The following is a 16,730-nucleotide window of genomic DNA, read 5'->3' as shown; positions in this document are numbered from 1 at the left end:
CCGATTTTCGCTGCTTGGTTGAACCCGTCGCGCTTGGACCCGCGGCAGGAATTCGTTAGCCTACGCGCAAACCCTCGAGGGCTATTTTCGTGCTGCGCTATATTTCCATTTTTTTGATTGCATCTCTTCTGACCGCCTGCGTCGACCGTACCATCTCGGAAACGGTGCCGTCGGCTTTGGATGTGGGCACACCCCAAACCATCTACGCCACCACAACCCGCGCGCGCGAGGCTGATGGTTCTTACGGGTTCAAGCGGGGAGATGGGTTGCAGTTTCTGGAAATGACCGTCTCGATCCCGCCCAATCACACACCCGGAACGTTGGATTTCTCTTACGCCAATCCAAACCCCGAAAAGCAGTTCGTGATGGCAGCCGTGGATGAGTTACAAGGGCCCGGCGATCTGAAAGCCCGGTTGGGCAACGTGGATGAGGTGTCGATCTTCATTCACGGCTACAACACAACACAGTCCGAAACTACGTTTCGCGCCGCGCAGCTTAGACACGATCTGAATATTCCCGGTGCCACAATGGTTTATTCCTGGCCCAGCCAGGCGACCGGATATGGCTATGCCTATGATCTGGACAGTATGCTGTTTGCCCGCGACGGGTTGGAGCAGACCGTCCGCCACTTGAAAACCATGGGAGTCAAACGCGTGGTTCTGGTGGCGCACTCCATGGGCACTGCCTTGACGATGGAGATGATGCGACAGGCCGAATTGCGCGAACCAGGCTGGGCCAGTCGCAATCTGGAAGGCGTGGTGCTGATTTCACCGGATCTGGACGTGGATCTGTTCCGCTCGCAGATGGATGTGATCAAGACACCGCCGGATCCGTTCATCGTCATCACCTCGCAAAAGGACAAGTTGCTGAATATCTCGGCCCGGCTGCGCGGCACCACCAAGGGTGAGCGTCTGGGCAATATCAGTTCGGCCGAGGCGCTGTCTGAATACAAGATCAACATTCTGGACACGACCGCTTTCAATGACGATGCGCAATCCTCGCATTTCGTGGCCGCGACCTCGCCAGCGTTGCTGGCAATCATCGCATCGGCCCGGCGGGTCAGTGACACATTTGGAACCGAAGCGCGGGGGCTTGATGTCATCGCCCCGGCCAATGTGCGCAACCCAACCGGCGCGACCGAGATCGTTCTGACCGAAACCGGACAGGCACAGGTAAGCGCCCCGTGATGTCGCCTCGGCCCGGCGGGTTTCTGCGCGACAACGCAGCATGGCTGGGCGCGGGGTTTTTGCTGACATTTCTGTCCAGCTTTGGGCAAACCTTCTTCATCTCGATCTTTTCCGGCGAAATCCGCGCCGCGTATGGCCTGAGCCATGGGGCGTGGGGCGGTCTTTATTCGCTGGGCACGACAGTGTCGGCCGTGGTCATGATCTGGGCCGGGGCGCTGACCGATATGTTTCGCGTGCGCGTTCTGGGGCCGGTTGTCCTGGTCGGTCTGGCCTTGGCCGCGATGGCGATGGCGCTGAACGCATGGCTGTTCCTTTTACCCATCATCATCTTTCTGTTGCGCCTGTTCGGGCAGGGGATGTCTGTGCATCTGGCCCTGGTGGCAATGACACGCTGGTTCACCGCCACGCGGGGCAAAGCGCTGTCCATTGCCTCGGTCGGGTTCTCGGTCGGCGAGGCGCTGCTGCCGGTCATTTACGTCGCCGCGATGGCAGTGCTGGATTGGCGGATACTTTGGGTGATTTCAGCTGGAATGGTGCTGTTAGGGATCCCGGTTCTGGTGCGTTTGCTGCGACAGGAACGCACGCCGCAAAGCCTGGCGTCTGAGCATTCCTCAACCGGGATGAAAGGGCGCCATTGGACGCGAAAACAGGCTCTACTTAGTCCACTTTTCTGGTTTATGGCTCCAGCATTGCTGGGACCATCCGCCTTCATCACCGCGTTTTTCTTTCATCAGGTGCATCTGGCCGAGATCAAGGGCTGGCAGCATATCGAACTGGTTGCATTGTTCCCGATCTACACCGCTGTGTCCCTGCTGGCGATGTTTGCAACCGGCTGGGCTTTGGACAAATGGGGCACCGCGCGGATGATGCCTTATTTCCTATTGCCCATGGCGATCGGGTTTGCCCTTGTCTCGTTTGTGACAGGGTTGGTGGGGGCCAGTTTGGCGTTGGTTTTTCTGGCCTTGACCGTGGGGGCCAATAGCACACTGCCCAGCGCGTTCTGGGCCGAGTTCTATGGCACCCGCCACATCGGTGCGATCAAGGCCATGGCAACCGCCGTGATGGTCTTGGGCTCGGCCATCGGGCCGGGACTGACCGGAGTGTTGATCGACCATCGCGTCGCGCTGGATCAGCAATTCCTGTGGATAGGAGCGTTCTTCGTCGCAGCCAGCGCGTTGGTCTGGATCGGGATCACCCGCGCCGCGCGCAGTTTTTAACGGATACGCCGCAGGTAAACGTAATACGCCCCGTCGCCACCATGACTGATATGGGCAGGGGTTACTTGCAGCACGGCCTGCGCCAGCGGCGGAATGCTCAGCCAATGCGGCACTTGGTTGCGCAATACGCCGCGCGGGGTGGGGATGGGGCCGGGCTCGTCCCGGTCCTTGCCTTTTCCGGTGACGACCAGAACCAGACGTTTACCTTGCGCTTGGGCGGTCAGAACAAAGCGCACCAACGCCGGATGGGCCGTATCCACGCGCATTCCGTGCAGGTCCAGCTTGCCTTCGGGCTTGAGCTTGCCACGCTTCATCCGACCAAACGCTTTGTTGTCCATCTGCACCGGGCTAGCGCGCAGGCTTTCCGCAATAGAGGGTTTCAGCGCATGGCGCGATGGTTTAGAAGGTGCGGTCTGGCCAAGCTCAAACGTGTCGATCCGCGCTTTTGGCGTTTTGGTGGGCTTCGGTTTCGGCAGGGTGGTCGGATGCACCGTTTGCGGGATCTCGGGGTGCATCCGCTCGGCCTGTTTGGCGACCTTTCGCCATAGTTCGATTTCGTCCGAGGTGAGTTTGCGCCGTGCCATCAGAACGAATCCGGTGCCAGTGCATAGGCGCGTTGGATCGGCAGTAAAACGATCATGCGTCCGGGGTCTTTCAAACGCCCCGCGGCGCGGCCCGCTTCATCACCAGTACCAAAGAAAATATCAGCCCTCTGCGCGCCCTTGATAGCCGAACCGGTATCCTGCGCGATCATCAACCGTCGCAATGGGTTCTTGCCGTCCTTCTCAACCCAAACCGGCGCGCCCAACGGCGTGAAGCCCGGATCGGCTGCAATGCTGCGCATCGTGGTGACGGATCGGTTCATGGCGCCCAAAGGCCCAAGCTCGGGCGCGATGCGGGTGACTTCGCGGAAGAACACGTATGAGGGGTTGTGAAACAGCAGCTCGGCCCCGGCCTCGGGGTTCTTGCGCACCCATGTCTTGATCATCTGCGCACTGACCTGATGGGCGGCTAACGCTCCCTTTCGGATCAACTCCGACCCGATTGAGCGGTAGGGATGCCCGTTTGCGCCCCCATAACCCACCCGCAATGCGCCGCCATCCGGCAGGCGGATACGGCCCGAGCCCTGGATTTGCAGAAAGAAAAGCTCGACCGGGTCATCGACCCAAGCGATCTCAAGTCCGCGACCTTGCAAAACATCGCTGGTCAACAGGTCCCGACGTGACAGCCATTGCCCAGCCCCACGCGCCTCGGGCGGCATTTTGTACAGCGGATATCGGAACCGATCCGATCGGGTGCGCGATCCGTCCAATTCTGGCTCAAAATACCCGGTGAACAACGCGTCCTTGCCGTCTTCGACCAGAACGGGGCGGAAGAACAGCTCAAAGAAAGATCGGGCGGCATCGGCTTCATAGGTCTGCGCGACACTGCAGAGTGCGCGCCAATCCGGGTCATCCAGATCGCCACACGTGTTCAGAAAAACTGAAAGGGCCGCCCCGTGGTCATCGGCGGCCCAGCCATCCAGATCGTCAAACGACAGAATGGAACGCGTCGCTTCGGCGCTGGCAGAGGTTGCCATCACAGCCCCCAGCAAAAACGACCGAAGCGCAGCAATCATGCGTCCGTGGCAACAAGCAGCCAGTTCGGATCGTCGCTGCCCATCACGCGGGCAAAGGTCCAGCTGTCCTTTTGGCGTTTGACGGTGTTGGGGTTGCCTTCGATGATATCACCACCGCGATCCCGCACGACCGAGGTCAGCTCACCCACAAAGCGCATGGTAATCTCGGCCTCATTGGTGTCCTTGTCGAACTTTACATCGGCCAGCGCGGTTTCTCGCACCCCAATGAATTCAGCTTCAATCGTCAGGCCCTGATCCTCACGCGCTGCAACGACATCGACGAAAGTGTCAAACACCTCTTCGGACAGGAAGGGCTGGATTTCGTCCAGATTGCCCTTTTCGAACCCCATCACGATCATCTCATACGCGCCGCGCGCGCCTTGAACAAACTCGGACACCGAAAAGCTGGGCTCAACCCGCTTCATAGCGGTCAGGGTCTGGGCCTGTTCGCTGTCTTCGGCAACGTGGTCGGTGATGTCGTGATCCGGGCCGCCTTCGATCACCTCGAAGTCACGGCGCGAATTCTGCCCGTCTGGCTGCTGCTGAACGGGGGGCTTTTCAAAACCCTCACGCGTCCCCAGCACGCTTTTCAGGCGCAGGATCAGGAAAACGGCAATTCCGGCCAGGACCAGCAACTGGATCATCGGTTCGTTCATTTCATCCTCTTTATCGGACTGCGACTTTGTATACGCAGCCTCTTGCCACTATGTAGGTGACAGTTCGGGACAAGTCTACTGCCCGGGCCTGGTTAAAGGATAACACACATGTATCTGTTCCTCGCTTTTTTGCTGGTCCCGATCATCGAGATCGGCCTGTTCATTCAGGTCGGCGGCCTGATCGGTCTGTGGCCAACGCTTGCGATTGTCGTTCTGACGGCTGTGTTGGGCACGGCTTTGGTACGGACACAAGGTCGCATGGCATTGGCCAATCTGCAGCGATCCTTTGCCGAACTGGACGACCCGACCGAACCGCTGGCCCATGGCGCTATGATCCTCTTGTCTGGCGTATTGCTGCTGACACCGGGGTTTTTCACCGATGCCATTGGTTTTGCTTTGCTTATTCCCGGAGTTCGGGTGGCCGTTTTCAATTTTCTTAAGTCCAGGGTAACCATCACCCAGTTTCAGATGGGTGGTGGCGCGCAGTTCCGCACCGGTCCTGACCCTGCACCGCAAGACGACGTGATCGACGGGGAATACACCGAGGTTCACCCCCGCCGTGACCCATCAAAACCATCGAAATGGGTCGAAGGTCCGTGACCTGCATTGAGGTGCCGCGCCCAACTTGCTAAGCAAAGGCAAATTTTAGTTTCGGAGTAGATAAATGGCCGAAGAAGACGCCAAAGAAAACACAGCCGCCGCAGCCCAGGCGGCACCGCAGATCCAGATGCGCGTTCTGGGACAATTCATTCGTGATCTGTCGTTTGAAAACGTGATGGCCCAAAAGGGCGTATCCGGCGACGTGCAGCCCGAGATTTCCGTTCAGGTCAATCTTGATGCAAAGAAGCGCCCGACTGAGCATCAGTATGAGGTTTCGGTCAAACTGAACCTCAAATCCAAAGCCAAGGGCATGGAAGATATCCTGTTCCTGTGCGAGCTGGATTATTGCGGCCTGTTCCACGTTGAAGGTGTGGCCGATGACCAACTGCATCCGTTCCTGATGATCGAATGCCCGCGGATGTTGTTCCCGTTCCTGCGCCGCATCGTCAGCGACGTAACCCGCGACGGTGGTTATCCGCCGGTGAACCTGGACAATATCGACTTTGTCGCCCTGTACCGCAACGAGTTGATGCGTCGTCAGGCCGAGGCACAAAAAGCCGAAGCCTAACCTATTCGACCCGCGCCGGATAATCCCTCAGGCGCGGGTCCACAGGGCGTTTTCGCCCAGTTTTTCCACAAATGTTTCATGTGCTGTGCGTTCTTCATCGGTGATCTTTGACGCCAAGGGTGTCGGTCGTGCCGTGGGTCGCCACTCTTCGCCGCCCGCACCTGCCGCAGAGGCGACAGTCGAAAGGCCGAAATCCGGCTGCCGTCCACCAATCAGCTCCAGATAGACCTCGGCCAGAATCTCAGAGTCCAGCAGCGCCCCGTGCAGCGTTCGGTTCGAGTTGTCGATATTGAACCGCCGGCACAGCGCATCCAACGAGGCGGGTGAACCCGGAAAGCGTTTGCGCGCGATGGCCAGCGTATCGAGCGCCTGATCCATCGGAATCTGCGGCAGGCCCATCCATTTCAACTCGGCGTTCAGGAACTTCATGTCGAACGAGGCGTTGTGGATGACCAGTTTCGAATCCTTGATGAAGTCGCGAAATCCCTGACCGACCTTGGCAAAAACCGGCTTGTCCTTCAGTGTTACTTCACCTTTTTCCGGTGGTCGCGGAGTTTCCAGCAGGTCCGGGCCGATACCGTGAACGCCAAACGCCTCTTCCGGCATCGAACGTTCGGGGTTGATATAGACGTGATAGGTCTCGCCCGTGGCCACGTGGTTCCAAAGCTCGACCGCGCCGATTTCCACGATGCGGTCGCCACTTTCGGGATCGAACCCCGTGGTTTCGGTATCCAGTACAATTTCACGCATCTGCCAAACCCGCCCGTATCTGCCTGACCACATCCTGCACCTGCGCGCGGGCATGGTCCAGACTGTCCGTCACGATCACGAAATCAGATCGTGCGCATTTTTCGTCATTCGGCATCTGTTTGGCGCGGATCTGCTCGAACTGCGCCTCGGTCATCGTGCCGCGCGCCATAACGCGGCGTTTTTGTTCACCCTTCGGGATCGACACGCAAGCCACGGCATCCATCGCTTCATCTCCACCGGTTTCGAATAGCAAGGGAATGTCGAAAACCAGAATATCCGCCGTAGCGTTCGCCCGAAACGCAGCGCGGTCCGCGGCAACCAAGGGGTGCACGATGCCTTCGATCTGCTTGAGCGCAGCCGGGTCATTTGTGATGATCTGTTTCAGCGCATCGCGGCTGACCGCGTCGTCAACGATTGCGGCGGGAAAAGCGGCTTGCATCGGTTCAACGGCAGCTCCGCCCCTTGAATAGAGTCTATGTACTGCTGCATCTGCATCCCATAACGCGCAGCCTTCATCGACAAACATTTGCGCTGCGGTGCTTTTGCCCATTCCGATCGAGCCCGTCAGGCCAAGCGCGAAACTCATGACAAAACAGCCGCGCGCAGGTCTACATTGACTTCAGGGCGGACACCGAACCAGCTTTCGAAACCCGGCACAGCCTGGTGCAGCAACATGCCCAAACCATCGACGGTGGTGCAGCCGGCCTCTTCGGCGGTTTTCAGCAGATGGGTTTTCAACGGCGCATAAACCAAGTCCGTCACAACCGCACCGGGTTGCAACCCGTCCAGCGGCACGCGCAGCTCGGGCTGTCCCTGCATCCCCAAAGAGCTGGTGTTGACCACCAATTCGGCATCCTCGATCACATTTCCGGCCTGAACCCAATCGACAACCGTGATGCTGGGCCCAAATTCATCTCGCAATGTCTCGGCCCGCTCCCGGGTACGGTTGGTCAGCAAAATCTCGGGCACATCTGCCTCGACCAAAGCCTGAAGCACCGCTCGCGCGGCACCGCCTGCCCCGAACACAACCGCAGGTCCGTCCGTCGGGGACCAATCCGGCGCGCCACTGCGCAGGTTCTCAAGGAATCCATAGCCATCGGTGTTGTCTGCGTGAATCCGGCCATCGTCCTGAAACACCAGCGTATTCGCCGCGCCGATCTTTCGCGCCCGGTCCGAGACTTCATCGGCCAGACGTAGCGCAGCCTCTTTGTGTGGAACGGTGACATTGGTTCCCACGAACCCAGCCTTGGGCAAAGCGCGCAACACATCCTGTAAATCGTCCGGGGACACATCCATCGGCACGTAGTGACCCGACAACCCATAGGTCTTTAACCAATGCCCATGCAACTGAGGCGATTTCGAATGCGCCACTGGGTGCCCGATCACCCCGGCCAGAGGAATCTTTGCCTTGCTCATTGATCAATCACCCCTTTGACGGCCAGAAAATTCAACAGCTCCAATAAGGGCATACCCAAGACGTTAAAATAGTCTCCGTCAATGGTGGCGAACAGGCGCACACCTTCCTCTTCCAGCTTATAGGCCCCAACGGCGTGACGGATACTGTCCCAGTTTCGATCCACGTAGCCCCGCAGATATGCGTCCGAGCTCATCCGCATCCGCAAGCGAACCTGACCCACATGCCGCCAGATCGGCTCGCCATCCTGATAGATCACGGCCGCCGATAGCAGCATATGCCGTTTCCCCCGCATGGCCCTAAGCTGCGCCAGCGCGTCGTCAGGCGTTTGTGGTTTCGATAAAAGCTGACCGTCGAAGTCCAGCACTTGATCGCATCCCAACACCATCGCGCCGGGATGTTTGTCGCTGACCTTGCGGGCCTTCATCTCGGCCAGAGCATCTGCAATATCGCGGGGCGAGGCGCCTTCAGCCAGAAGGGCGCGTTTAGCTGTGTCTTCATCGACGCGCGCGGTTTGCACGCTGAACGGCACCTGCGCATTGCGCAACAACTCCGCCCGGATGGACGAGCCAGAGGCCAGAATGATGGGGACAGACATGTGGAAAACCCCCTGAGCAAATCGTTAACGGTTCCGGGATGGTTTGTATGGCTTTCCTGTTGACACGCAAGCCCACGATTTTCGCGTCAAACATCCCGGATTCGCCCGAATACTATCCAGTAGGGACAAGGATAAGTCGACAAACGGGAAAACCGGGGTTTTCCAAACATACCCGAAGACTTATCCCCAGTGATTCATATTCAAGAAAAGTATAAATAATTGATATTAATAGGAAAAACTTTCTCTCAACAGAATCAACCGCCCAGAACCGGATTCTGTCCACTTGGGGAAAACATATGTGTAAAAAAGTAATCCACGGATTTGGACCGCCCTACAAAACCATCATCCTTTTTCTTTTCTTATTTTTTTATTAGGGAGGGTTCCGGGAAACCTTCGGAGCCAGCATGACCGACCTTCTTTTCGCAATCTACCCGTGGGTAAAGTCGGTTCACATCATGGCCGTGATCTCATGGATGGCAGGGTTGTTCTATCTGCCCCGCTTGTTCGTCTATCACGTAGAAAAGGCTCAAGCGGTCGACGGAGCGCAGGATATCTTCTTTGAAATGGAAGAGAAGCTGCTGCGCGTGATCATGCGCCCAGCGATGGTCGTGGCGTGGGTCTGCGGGCTGATCATGGTCTTCACGCCCGGCATTGTTGGCTGGGACTGGGCCTGGCCCTGGGCCAAGGGGGTCGCGGTGATCGGGATGACCTGGTTCCATCATTGGCTGATGGCGCGGCGCAAGGACTTCATAGAGGGGCGAAATAAGCTCACTGGGCGGCAGTACCGCATGATGAACGAGGTTCCGACGGTTTTGATGGTTATCATTGTCCTGGCGGTCGTTCTGAAGTTCTGAGGGCACAAACTACTTAGGAAATAAAAGGGCAGTTTGACTCCAACAAAGGTCACGCTTATGTAGGGGTCAACACGCCCGTCCGGGCGGCGTATCTTCCGTACTGAAATTCCACTTCGTGCCGCGCTGACAGCGGTGAAGGTTTGTATCATGTCCAATGAATCCCTGAATCTGGCCGATCTGAAAGCCAAAAGCCCCAAAGACCTTCTGGCGATGGCCGAAGAGCTGGAGATCGAAAACGCCTCGACCATGCGAAAGGGCGAGATGATGTTCCAGATCCTGCGCGAACGCGCGGATGAAGGCTGGACCGTTGGCGGCGATGGCGTGCTGGAAGTGCTGCAAGACGGCTTTGGCTTCCTGCGTTCGCCCGAGGCAAACTATCTGCCGGGTCCTGACGACATTTATGTCTCGCCTGACATGATCCGCCTGCATTCGCTGCGCACTGGCGACACCGTTGAAGGTGAAATCAAGGCGCCCGATGACAACGAACGGTATTTTGCGCTGACTAAGGTCACAAAGATCAACTTTGAAGACCCCGAGAAAGCTAAGCACAAGATCCTGTTCGACAACCTGACACCTTTGTACCCAGACGAACGTCTGAAGATGGAGATCGAAGATCCCACCATCAAAGACAAGTCCGCTCGCGTGATCGACCTTGTTGCGCCAATTGGTAAAGGACAGCGGTCGCTGATCGTGGCGCCTCCGCGGACGGGTAAGACGGTGATCCTTCAGAACATCGCGCACTCGATCGAACAGAACCACCCCGAATGCTACCTGATCGTCCTTCTGATCGACGAACGCCCCGAAGAGGTGACGGACATGCAGCGCTCGGTGAAGGGTGAGGTCGTGTCCTCGACCTTTGATGAACCTGCAACGCGCCACGTGGCCGTGTCGGAAATGGTGATCGAAAAGGCCAAGCGTTTGGTCGAGCATAAACGAGATGTTGTTATTCTTCTCGACTCAATCACAAGACTTGGTAGGGCGTTTAACACCGTGGTGCCATCCTCGGGTAAAGTTCTGACCGGTGGTGTGGATGCGAATGCACTGCAACGACCCAAACGGTTCTTCGGTGCGGCGCGGAATATCGAAGAGGGCGGTTCGCTGACCATCATCGCCACCGCGCTGATCGACACCGGCAGCAGGATGGACGAGGTGATCTTTGAAGAATTCAAAGGCACGGGTAACTCGGAAATCGTGTTGGACCGCAAAATCGCCGACAAGCGTGTGTTCCCGGCGATTGACATCCTCAAATCGGGCACCCGGAAAGAGGATCTGCTGGTCGACAAGGGTGATCTGGCCAAAACATTTGTTCTGCGCCGCATCCTCAACCCGATGGGGACGACCGACGCGATCGAGTTCCTGCTGTCCAAGCTGAAACAGACGAAGACGAATGGCGAGTTCTTCGATTCAATGAACACCTGACACAGGTCTTAACGGACGCGAGGCCTTCGAATGGATACGATATTCGCCTTGGCCAGCGCGCAAGGCAAAGCAGGGGTGGCGGTTATACGCCTCTCTGGTCCTTTAGCGCACTCGGCGGTCAGGGATCTGACGGGCGGGGAACTTCCCGCGCGCGGTATGAATTTACGCACGCTACGCGGGCCGGATGGATCTCGTCTGGATAACGGGTTGGTGCTGACGTTCCGGGCTCCGGCCAGTTTCACCGGTGAGGACGTCGCAGAGCTTCAAATTCATGGTAGCACTGCGTCGGTGAATGCTGTGATGCGGTGTTTGTCCGATACCGATGGTTTGCGCCTGGCTGAACCCGGAGAATTCACCCGTCGCGCGTTGGAAAACGGCAAGATGGATCTGACTCAGGTCGAAGGTCTTGCCGATTTGATCGACGCGGAAACTGAAGCGCAACGCAAGCAGGCGCAGACTATTCTAGCTGGGGGTCTGGGGCAGCTTGCCGAGCGTTGGCGTCGCGACCTGATCCGTGCTGCGTCCCTGCTTGAGGCCGTGATCGATTTTGCGGATGAAGAGGTGCCAACCGATGTCACGCCTGAAGTTCGGGCCTTAGTTGAAGGTGTCATGTCCGACCTGATGCGTGAAGCCGAAGGCGTCAAGATTGCTGAACGTATTCGCACAGGATTTGAAGTTGCTATTGTCGGCTTGCCCAATGCTGGAAAGTCTACTTTGCTGAATGCGCTGGCCGGGCGAGAAGCCGCGATAACATCGGAATATGCCGGAACTACACGCGATGTGATCGAAGTGCGGATGGACTTGGACGGTTTGCCGGTAACACTGTTGGACACGGCCGGATTGCGCGAAACCGAAGATCATGTGGAATCATTGGGGATTGCGTTGGCAAAGAAACGGGCGGAGGCTGCGGATATGCGAGTGTTTCTGACAGCTGACCCGTCCGAATTGGATGTGCAGTTTCAGTCCGAAGATATCCAAGTTTTCCCTAAATCCGACCTTCGAGATGAGGGTGAAAATGGCATTTCTGGGAAAACAGGCCACGGAGTGGATGCACTTGTTGCCCGTATATCGCGTATTTTGTCATCGCGAACCACGACATCTGGTATTGCGACACGAGAAAGGCACCGTGTTGCGCTGATCAATGCGCAACAGGCCTTGAACGCGGCAATCTCGGTTCTGGAATCAGGCCCAGACCTGTATGATATCGCTGCCGAAGAAATGCGCACAGCTATCAGAACGTTGGAATCTCTGGTTGGGAGGATCGGGGTTGAAGACTTGTTGGACGAAATATTCTCGAGTTTCTGCTTGGGCAAGTAAGGAGTGTTTCACGTGAAACATTCGGATTTTGATGTCATCGTCATCGGCGCGGGCCACGCAGGAACCGAGGCAGCCCACGCCGCCGCACGGATGGGTGTGAATACCGCGTTGGTGACTTTGTCAGCCGCCGACATTGGTGTCATGTCATGCAACCCAGCAATCGGAGGGCTGGGCAAAGGCCACTTAGTACGCGAAATCGATGCCATGGACGGCGTTATGGGGCGCGTCGCAGATCGGGCCGGAATTCAGTTTCGGTTGCTAAATCGTCGCAAGGGGCCCGCGGTGCAAGGTCCCCGAACGCAGGCAGACCGGACTTTGTACCGGGCGGCAATGCAAAAAGAAACTCAAGCTCAACAAGGGTTGAGCGTTATTGTCGGTGAAGTGACTGATTTCCTGATCGTCGCCGATCGTGTTGCCGGTATCCGATTGGCGGACGACTCAGAAATCCGAGCAAAAGCAGTGATCTTAACATCCGGGACGTTTCTGCGTGGTGTGATCCATATTGGGGATGAGGCCAAACCGGGCGGACGAATGGGCGACAGACCGTCGGTTCGATTGGCAGAAAGATTAGATAGCTTTGAGTTACCACTTGGTCGTTTGAAAACGGGCACTCCGCCAAGATTGGACGGACGAACGATTGATTGGTCAGATCTAGAGCGTCAAGACGGAGACGATGAACCAAGCCTGTTCTCTTTTTTGTCCAGTTCGGTTGTAGCTCCCCAAATCTCGTGTGGTATTACACATACGAATGCCCAAACACACGAGATAATCGAAAAGAACTTGGCGCGTTCAGCAATGTATGGCGGCCATATTGATGGCGTTGGCCCGCGGTACTGTCCTTCAATTGAAGATAAGATTGTTCGATTTGCCGAAAAGGACTCCCACCAGATATTTCTGGAGCCGGAAGGGGTCAATGATCACACAATATATCCAAATGGAATCTCAACTTCGTTGCCGCAGGGCATTCAGCGCGAATATGTCCAGTCTATTAAGGGCTTGGAAAAAGCCAAGATTCTGCAACCAGGATACGCGATCGAATATGATTACGTGGATCCCCGTGTGTTAACTTCCTCGCTGTCTCTGCCATCTGTGCCAGGTTTATATTTGGCAGGTCAAATTAATGGAACCACTGGGTATGAGGAGGCGGCTGCTCAGGGCTTGGTAGCGGGACTAAATGCCGCCCTGGCCACCTTGGATAGAGAACCTGTTCATTTTACACGTGCAGACAGTTACATAGGGGTAATGATTGACGACCTTACCACCAAGGGAGTCGCGGAGCCTTACCGGATGTTCACGTCTCGTGCTGAGTTTCGCCTGTCATTGCGAGCAGACAATGCAGACCAGAGGTTAACGCCGGTCGGAATTAAGCTGGGGTGCGTAACACCTAAACGGGAAGAAGTGTTTTCCGAGAAGATGAAGAAGTTAACGGCGGCAAAGTCGTTGCTAAATAAGCGGAAATATACGCCGAAAGAGATAAACGCGGCAGGAATTTCGGTTAATAACGACGGCAATCGTCGAGATGGCATGGCGATTCTGGCGTTTCCCAAAGTCAATTACTCGGATTTGATCCCACTAATTTCGGGCTCGGAAGCCGTTGACCCTGATATCCGCCAACAAGTGGAGCGTGACGCGCTGTACGCGAACTATATTGAGCGGCAGAAAAGAGACGTCGAAGCAATGCGCCGGGATGAAGCTTATGAAATTCCTAGGGGTTTCGATTTTTTTGCCCTGGAAGGCCTGTCGTCAGAGATGAAACAAAAGCTGTCCCGAGCAAAGCCGGAGAATATCGGTCAGGCTAGTCGCGTCGAAGGCGTTACGCCTGCAGCTCTGACATTGGTTTTGGCCAGACTTCGCCGCGACCAGAAAGTGCGAAAGATATGAGGGACGACTTGAATGTTTCACGTGAAACATTTTCCCGGCTGACCACTTATGTGGATTTGGTCAAAAAGTGGAATCAAAGCATAAATCTTGTCTCGAGGAACAGCCTGGAGGACATATGGGAGCGGCACATCAAGGATTCTGTGCAAGTTTATCGCTGCGCCGACAGCTTCAATTCTTGGGTTGATCTGGGTAGTGGGGGCGGATTTCCAGGTATGGTCTGTGCGATTCTGGCTATGGAAGAATATCCGGACGCCTCGTTCACACTGGTGGAGAGCGATCAAAGAAAATCAGCATTTCTGCGAAATGTGGCGCGTGAATGCAGCACGAATTGCCGGGTAATTTCCAAACGAATTGAATCCGTTGACCCCTTGAATGCCGATGTTTTGTCAGCCCGCGCGCTTGCAGAATTAAGGGTCTTATTATCGTTTTGCGACAGGCATTTAGGCGAATCTGGGACAGCCCTGTTGCCGAAAGGCGCGAAGTGGAAAAAAGAACTGTCGGACGCGCAGGAGGAATGGAATTTCGATGCCGAGCCGATTAAAAGTTTAACCGAGCCCCAAGCCGTTATCCTTAAGATAAAAGGAGTTTCTCGTGGTTGATTTGTCTCGTCCTTCTGGCCCTCGGATAATTGCGGTAGCTAATCAGAAGGGCGGTGTTGGAAAGACAACAACTGCGATCAACCTCGCTGCGGGCCTGGCAGAAGCTGGATGCAAAGTTCTCGTGGTCGATTTGGACCCGCAGGGCAACGCGTCCACCGGTTTAGGTGTCGAAGACCGGGATTGGACGACATATGATCTGATCCTGGATGATGCACCGCTGGAGGCGGTCGTTCAGGAAACAGAAATTGGCGGGCTTTTTGTTATCCCGGCGACTGTAGATTTGAGCTCAGCTGATATCGAACTTATTTCCAACGAAAAACGCAGCTATCTGCTTCATGACGCATTGCGTCAAACCGCTATCGACAAGTTTGGGTTTGACTTTGTTCTGATCGATTGCCCGCCTTCGCTGAACCTTTTAACCGTCAACGCAATGGTTGCGGCGCATTCTGTGCTGGTTCCGCTGCAAAGTGAGTTCTTTGCGCTTGAGGGCCTATCGCAGCTTATGCTGACTATTCGCGAGGTTCGGCAAACCGCAAACCCCGACCTCAGAATCGAAGGTGTTGTGCTGACTATGTATGACAACCGCAACAACTTGTCCCGTCAGGTCGAAAAAGACGCGCGTGACAATCTGGGTGAGATGGTATTTAAAACCAAGATACCCAGAAATGTTCGGGTCAGCGAGGCTCCGTCTTACGCTTTGCCAGTTCTGCAATATGATTCTGGGTCCTTAGGGGCGATGGCGTACCGACACTTGGCGCGCGAGGTCATGTATAAGAATAAAAAAGCCGCCTGAATGGCGGTAGGAGGTCACAGTGGCAGCAAAGAAATCGAAACCTCGGGGGTTGGGGCGCGGATTGTCTGCATTGATGGCGGATGTAACGCAGGAAACCGAAGGCCGCGTCATGTCCGAACCACGCCGCCCGGACATGAAAGTCCCGATTGAAAAACTGCACGCCAATCCGAACCAGCCGCGCCGTACTTTTTCACGAGAGCAACTGGATGAACTGGCGGCTTCGGTCAAGGAAAAGGGCATTATCCAACCTTTGATCGTGCGTGAAATCTCGGAAGGTGATTATGAGATTGTCGCTGGTGAGCGGCGCTGGCGCGCTGCGCAGATGGCGCAACTGCATGATATTCCAGTTATTGTGCGGGATTTCGATGACACCGAGGTGCTGGAAGTCGCGATTATTGAGAATATCCAGCGTGCTGATTTGAACGCAGTAGAAGAGGCCGCGGGTTACAAACAGCTTATGGACCGCTTTGGCCATACGCAGGAAAAAATGGCCGAGGCTCTGGGTAAAAGCCGGAGCCATATCGCAAACCTGCTGCGATTGCTGTCATTGCCAATGGATGTGCAGCATTTCGTGGTCGAGGGAAAGCTGTCCGGCGGCCATGCGCGGGCGTTGATTACTGCCGAAAACCCGACAGAGCTGGCGAAAATTGTGATCCGCGATGGCCTTTCGGTCCGCGCGACCGAGGCGTTGGTCAAGAAACAACAGCAGCCGAATGAAGCAAAACCGGTTCCTCGGGCGCGTAATCTGGATGCCGGGAAGGATGCGGATACGCGGGCGTTGGAAAAAGATCTGTCGGCCATTCTGGCGATGAAGGTTGTCATCAACCACAAAGCGGGGACCGAGACGGGGCAGGTTGTGTTGACCTATGAAAACCTGGATCAACTTGACGATCTTTGCGCCAAGCTCAGCCGTTAGGGCGGGTCCAGATAAAGGTTAGCACAGCGCCCAAAACGACCGCCTGGATTGCAAGAACGTACCCCGGTACAGAAATCAGGACTGAAATTCCAAAAACGGCGGCAATCGACACGGTTGCCGCTTTTTTTGCACTTGCACGAATGGCGCCGGAGCTTTGCCAATCAATAATCATTGGGCCGAACGTGCGATGTGTGATCAGCCAATTATGCAAACGGGACGATGAGCGCGCGAAGAAGAAGGCGGCCAACAGCAGGAACGGGACGGTCGGTAGCAGTGGCAGCACGACACCGATGACTGCAAGCGCCACGCAAATCAATCCCAGAGTAGCCCAAAGATACTGCAT

General features: G+C 56.1%; 19 protein-coding genes. 11 read left to right on the top strand and 8 right to left on the bottom strand.

The features are described 5' to 3' along the window. Nucleotides 1-89: 89 nt before the first annotated feature. Nucleotides 90-1,187, top strand: a complete 1,098-nt coding sequence (locus tag AC2FJ6_RS15100; RefSeq protein ID WP_496669444.1) for an alpha/beta hydrolase — start codon at nucleotides 90-92, stop codon at nucleotides 1,185-1,187. Then, nucleotides 1,187-2,404, top strand: coding sequence for an MFS transporter (locus AC2FJ6_RS15095; protein ID WP_496669442.1), 1,218 nt, complete (start codon nucleotides 1,187-1,189; stop codon nucleotides 2,402-2,404). Before AC2FJ6_RS15100 ends, AC2FJ6_RS15095 begins: the two co-directional genes overlap by 1 nt. On the opposite strand, the gene AC2FJ6_RS15090 is transcribed toward AC2FJ6_RS15095, so the two are convergent. Genes AC2FJ6_RS15090 through AC2FJ6_RS15080 form a run of 3 tightly spaced genes read right to left on the bottom strand, consistent with a single transcriptional unit; the run spans nucleotide 2,401 to nucleotide 4,678 of the window. Next, nucleotides 2,401-2,988: a Smr/MutS family protein gene (locus tag AC2FJ6_RS15090; RefSeq protein ID WP_170771317.1), complete on the bottom strand. Its 588-nt coding sequence runs from the start codon at nucleotides 2,986-2,988 to the stop codon at nucleotides 2,401-2,403. The two genes, AC2FJ6_RS15095 and AC2FJ6_RS15090, sit on opposite strands and share 4 nt — an antisense overlap. Beyond that, on the bottom strand, nucleotides 2,988-4,022 hold the full coding sequence (gene mltA / locus AC2FJ6_RS15085; protein ID WP_170771319.1) for a murein transglycosylase A: 1,035 nt from the start codon (nucleotides 4,020-4,022) through the stop codon (nucleotides 2,988-2,990). Before mltA ends, AC2FJ6_RS15090 begins: the two co-directional genes overlap by 1 nt. Then, on the bottom strand, nucleotides 4,019-4,678 hold the full coding sequence (locus tag AC2FJ6_RS15080) for a Tim44/TimA family putative adaptor protein (protein WP_170771321.1): 660 nt from the start codon (nucleotides 4,676-4,678) through the stop codon (nucleotides 4,019-4,021). Before AC2FJ6_RS15080 ends, mltA begins: the two co-directional genes overlap by 4 nt. 108 nt (nucleotides 4,679-4,786) lie before the next feature. Here AC2FJ6_RS15080 and AC2FJ6_RS15075 point away from each other — a divergent pair, with 108 nt between their 5' ends. Then, entirely contained in the window at nucleotides 4,787-5,278 is a 492-nt protein-coding gene (locus tag AC2FJ6_RS15075) for an FxsA family protein (protein WP_170771323.1), read from the top strand. A gap of 64 nt (nucleotides 5,279-5,342) precedes the next feature. Then, on the top strand, nucleotides 5,343-5,846 hold the full coding sequence (gene secB / locus AC2FJ6_RS15070; RefSeq protein ID WP_170771325.1) for a protein-export chaperone SecB: 504 nt from the start codon (nucleotides 5,343-5,345) through the stop codon (nucleotides 5,844-5,846). A 27-nt stretch (nucleotides 5,847-5,873) separates the two neighbouring features. Here secB and dnaQ read toward each other — a convergent pair whose 3' ends face one another. The 4 genes from dnaQ to AC2FJ6_RS15050 are packed head-to-tail and all read right to left on the bottom strand — an operon-like array spanning nucleotide 5,874 to nucleotide 8,608. Next, nucleotides 5,874-6,596 carry a DNA polymerase III subunit epsilon gene (gene dnaQ / locus AC2FJ6_RS15065; RefSeq protein ID WP_170771327.1) on the bottom strand — a complete coding sequence of 241 codons (723 nt, stop codon included), beginning with the start codon at nucleotides 6,594-6,596 and terminating at the stop codon, nucleotides 5,874-5,876. Beyond that, nucleotides 6,589-7,182: a dephospho-CoA kinase gene (coaE, locus tag AC2FJ6_RS15060; RefSeq protein ID WP_496669440.1), complete on the bottom strand. Its 594-nt coding sequence runs from the start codon at nucleotides 7,180-7,182 to the stop codon at nucleotides 6,589-6,591. The genes dnaQ and coaE overlap by 8 nt, the downstream gene beginning before the upstream one ends. Continuing rightward, nucleotides 7,179-8,012 carry a shikimate dehydrogenase gene (locus tag AC2FJ6_RS15055; protein ID WP_170771331.1) on the bottom strand — a complete coding sequence of 278 codons (834 nt, stop codon included), beginning with the start codon at nucleotides 8,010-8,012 and terminating at the stop codon, nucleotides 7,179-7,181. Before AC2FJ6_RS15055 ends, coaE begins: the two co-directional genes overlap by 4 nt. Beyond that, entirely contained in the window at nucleotides 8,009-8,608 is a 600-nt protein-coding gene (locus tag AC2FJ6_RS15050; protein WP_170771333.1) for a Maf family protein, read from the bottom strand. Before AC2FJ6_RS15050 ends, AC2FJ6_RS15055 begins: the two co-directional genes overlap by 4 nt. Before the next feature lie 404 nt (nucleotides 8,609-9,012). Between AC2FJ6_RS15050 and AC2FJ6_RS15045 the strand changes: the two genes are divergently transcribed. The 7 genes from AC2FJ6_RS15045 to AC2FJ6_RS15015 all read left to right on the top strand — a co-directional run bounded on the left by AC2FJ6_RS15045 (nucleotide 9,013) and on the right by AC2FJ6_RS15015 (nucleotide 16,387). Beyond that, complete coding sequence (locus AC2FJ6_RS15045; RefSeq protein WP_170771335.1) at nucleotides 9,013-9,462, top strand: CopD family protein; 450 nt, start codon at nucleotides 9,013-9,015, stop codon at nucleotides 9,460-9,462. 147 nt (nucleotides 9,463-9,609) lie between these two features. Then, complete coding sequence (gene rho / locus AC2FJ6_RS15040; RefSeq protein ID WP_170771337.1) at nucleotides 9,610-10,881, top strand: transcription termination factor Rho; 1,272 nt, start codon at nucleotides 9,610-9,612, stop codon at nucleotides 10,879-10,881. Nucleotides 10,882-10,911: 30 nt separating this feature from the next. Beyond that, a complete protein-coding gene (gene mnmE, locus AC2FJ6_RS15035) occupies nucleotides 10,912-12,198 on the top strand; it encodes a tRNA uridine-5-carboxymethylaminomethyl(34) synthesis GTPase MnmE (RefSeq protein ID WP_496669438.1) in 1,287 nt (428 codons plus the stop codon). Between the two features lie 12 nt (nucleotides 12,199-12,210). Next, the gene (gene mnmG / locus AC2FJ6_RS15030) at nucleotides 12,211-14,079 is read left to right on the top strand and encodes a tRNA uridine-5-carboxymethylaminomethyl(34) synthesis enzyme MnmG (protein WP_170771341.1); all 1,869 of its coding nucleotides are present in this window, start codon (nucleotides 12,211-12,213) and stop codon (nucleotides 14,077-14,079) included. After that, nucleotides 14,076-14,678: a 16S rRNA (guanine(527)-N(7))-methyltransferase RsmG gene (gene rsmG / locus AC2FJ6_RS15025; RefSeq protein WP_170771343.1), complete on the top strand. Its 603-nt coding sequence runs from the start codon at nucleotides 14,076-14,078 to the stop codon at nucleotides 14,676-14,678. Before mnmG ends, rsmG begins: the two co-directional genes overlap by 4 nt. Then, nucleotides 14,671-15,471, top strand: coding sequence for a ParA family protein (locus AC2FJ6_RS15020; RefSeq protein ID WP_170771345.1), 801 nt, complete (start codon nucleotides 14,671-14,673; stop codon nucleotides 15,469-15,471). Before rsmG ends, AC2FJ6_RS15020 begins: the two co-directional genes overlap by 8 nt. Before the next feature lie 19 nt (nucleotides 15,472-15,490). Next, a complete protein-coding gene (locus AC2FJ6_RS15015; protein ID WP_170771347.1) occupies nucleotides 15,491-16,387 on the top strand; it encodes a ParB/RepB/Spo0J family partition protein in 897 nt (298 codons plus the stop codon). On the opposite strand, the gene AC2FJ6_RS15010 is transcribed toward AC2FJ6_RS15015, so the two are convergent. Continuing rightward, on the bottom strand, nucleotides 16,377-16,730 hold the full coding sequence (locus AC2FJ6_RS15010) for a YbaN family protein (protein ID WP_170771350.1): 354 nt from the start codon (nucleotides 16,728-16,730) through the stop codon (nucleotides 16,377-16,379). The two genes, AC2FJ6_RS15015 and AC2FJ6_RS15010, sit on opposite strands and share 11 nt — an antisense overlap.

The sequence above is a fragment of the Ruegeria sp. CDSA089 genome (assembly GCF_059612205.1).
This window is presented reverse-complemented; position numbering and strand designations above follow the sequence as displayed.

Coding starts and splice junctions, on each gene's coding strand:
- AC2FJ6_RS15095 (WP_496669442.1), top strand. CDS start 1,187: ATGTCGCCTCGGCCCGGCGGGTTTCTGCGCGACAACGCAGCATGGCTG.
- AC2FJ6_RS15090 (WP_170771317.1), bottom strand. CDS start 2,988: ATGGCACGGCGCAAACTCACCTCGGACGAAATCGAACTATGGCGAAAG.
- mltA (WP_170771319.1), bottom strand. CDS start 4,022: ATGATTGCTGCGCTTCGGTCGTTTTTGCTGGGGGCTGTGATGGCAACC.
- AC2FJ6_RS15080 (WP_170771321.1), bottom strand. CDS start 4,678: ATGAACGAACCGATGATCCAGTTGCTGGTCCTGGCCGGAATTGCCGTT.
- AC2FJ6_RS15075 (WP_170771323.1), top strand. CDS start 4,787: ATGTATCTGTTCCTCGCTTTTTTGCTGGTCCCGATCATCGAGATCGGC.
- secB (WP_170771325.1), top strand. CDS start 5,343: ATGGCCGAAGAAGACGCCAAAGAAAACACAGCCGCCGCAGCCCAGGCG.
- dnaQ (WP_170771327.1), bottom strand. CDS start 6,596: ATGCGTGAAATTGTACTGGATACCGAAACCACGGGGTTCGATCCCGAA.
- coaE (WP_496669440.1), bottom strand. CDS start 7,182: ATGAGTTTCGCGCTTGGCCTGACGGGCTCGATCGGAATGGGCAAAAGC.
- AC2FJ6_RS15055 (WP_170771331.1), bottom strand. CDS start 8,012: ATGAGCAAGGCAAAGATTCCTCTGGCCGGGGTGATCGGGCACCCAGTG.
- AC2FJ6_RS15050 (WP_170771333.1), bottom strand. CDS start 8,608: ATGTCTGTCCCCATCATTCTGGCCTCTGGCTCGTCCATCCGGGCGGAG.
- AC2FJ6_RS15045 (WP_170771335.1), top strand. CDS start 9,013: ATGACCGACCTTCTTTTCGCAATCTACCCGTGGGTAAAGTCGGTTCAC.
- rho (WP_170771337.1), top strand. CDS start 9,610: ATGTCCAATGAATCCCTGAATCTGGCCGATCTGAAAGCCAAAAGCCCC.
- mnmE (WP_496669438.1), top strand. CDS start 10,912: ATGGATACGATATTCGCCTTGGCCAGCGCGCAAGGCAAAGCAGGGGTG.
- rsmG (WP_170771343.1), top strand. CDS start 14,076: ATGAGGGACGACTTGAATGTTTCACGTGAAACATTTTCCCGGCTGACC.
- AC2FJ6_RS15010 (WP_170771350.1), bottom strand. CDS start 16,730: ATGCAGTATCTTTGGGCTACTCTGGGATTGATTTGCGTGGCGCTTGCA.